The 1,889-nt window shown below is 73.1% G+C and carries 1 protein-coding gene; it reads right to left on the bottom strand.

Translation table 11 applies throughout. The annotated features are described in order from the left end of the window. A partial coding sequence (locus BI06_RS52185) for a type I polyketide synthase (protein ID WP_043479112.1) occupies nt 1-1,889 on the bottom strand: 1,889 nt, incomplete at both ends.

Here is a 1,889-nt window from a genome sequence, read left to right on the forward strand (position 1 = left end):
CAGGCCCCAGGCCAGCGAGGTCGCCGGCAGCCCGGCCGCGTGCCGGTCCTGTGCCAGGGCGTCGAGGTAGGCGTTGGCGGCGGCGTAGTTGGCCTGCCCGGCCGTCCCGATGACACCCGCGACCGAGGAGAAGAGGACGAAGGCGGCGAGGTCGGCCCCGGCGGTCAGCTCGTGCAGGAGGTCGGCGGCGTCCGTCTTGGGCCGAAGGACGTTGGCGAGCTGCTCGACGCCGAGGTTGGTGACGGCGGCGTCGTCGAGGACCCCGGCGGCGTGGACGACGGCGGTGAGCGGGTGCTCGGCCGGAATGCCGGCCAGGGCCGCGGCCAACTGGTCGCGGTCGGCGACGTCGCAGGCCACGAACGCGGGCGTGGCGCCGAGTTCGACGAGTTCGGCGGCGAACTCCTTGGAGCCCCGGGCGCCGCTGCGGCTGAGCAGCAGCAGGTGGCGGACGCCGTGCTCGGTGACCAGGTGGCGGGCGACCAGCCGGCCCAGGGTGCCGCTCGCACCGGTGATCAGCACCGTGCCGTCCGGGTTCCACACCGGTGCCGGGTCGGCGCCGACGCTCGCGAGAGCGAGCCGGGGAACGAACAGCTGCCCCGCCCGGAAGGCTACTTGGGGCTCGCCGGTGGCAATGGCGGCGGCGAACGCCTCGTCCGACCAGATGTCGACGTCGATCAGCACGATGCGGCCCGGCTGCTCGGTCTGGGCGGAGCGGAGCAGGCCCCAGGCGGCCGCGGTGACGGGGTCGGGGTGGTCGGTGAGGGAGCCCTGGGTGAGGACGACCAGCCGGGTGTCCTCGTTGGCGGGGTCGGTGAGGAACTGCTGGGTGAGCTCAAGCACTTCGGTGAGACGGGTGAAGAGATCGCCTTCGGCCTCGACCCGGGCGAGCGCGATGTCCTCCGGCACGACGGGACTCTGCGGACGCGGGATCTCGTGCCAACGAAGCTCGTACAGCGGTTCGTCGGTGGTGGTGGCGAGCTGGTCGGCGGACATCCGCTGGAGGCGGAGGTCGTCGACGGTGACGACGGGGTGGCCGGTGGTGTCGTAGGCGGTGAGACGGGCCGCGCCTTCGCCCCGGCGGGTGAGGTGGACGCGCAGGGTGGTGGCGTCGGTGGCGTGGAGCTGCACGCCGTTCCAGGAGAAGGGGACCAGGAGTTCGTCGGCGAGCAGGGGGTGCAGGGCGGCGTCGAGGGCAGCGGGGTGCAGGGCGAAGCCGTCGGTGTCGGCGGGGAGGACGACCTCGGCGTAGAGGTCCTGGCCCTGCTGCCAGAGCGCGGTGAGGCCCTGGAAGGTGGGGCCGTAGCCGTAGCCGACCGTACTGAGCCGCTGGTAGCTGTCGGTGGTGTCGATGCGCTGGGCGCCGGTGGGGGGCCAGGTGCCGGTGTAGGGCGTCGGGTTGTTGGTGGGGGTGTCGGTGAGGGTGCCGACGGCGTGGCGGGTCCAGTCGTCGGTGGAGCCGGTGAGGTCGGTGTCGGTGGTGTGGGGGCGGGAGTGGATGGTGACGGTGCGTCGGCCGTTGTTGTCGGGGGTGGTGACGGTGACCTGGATGACGCTGTGGGCGGTGTCGGTGAGGACGAGGGGGCGTTCGAGGGTGAGTTCGTCGAGGACGCGGTGGCCGACCTGGTCGGCGGCGTGCAGGGCGAGTTCGACGAACGCGGTGCCCGGCAGGACGACCGTCCCGAACACGGCGTGGTCCGCGAGCCACGGGTGGCTCGACAGCGAGATCCGCCCGGTCAGGACGCCCTCGCCGCCGGCGAGTTGCAGCGAAGCGCCGAGCAGCGGGTGGTCGACCGTACCCAGGCCGATGGAACCGACGTCGGTGGCCGTGGCGCCCGCCGGCAGCCAGTGGCGGCGGTGTTGGAAGGCGTAGGTGGGGAGGTCGGTGAGGC

The sequence above is a fragment of the Kitasatospora sp. MBT66 genome, assembly GCF_000710405.2.
Taxonomy (GTDB): Bacteria; Actinomycetota; Actinomycetes; order Streptomycetales; family Streptomycetaceae; genus Kitasatospora; species Kitasatospora purpeofusca.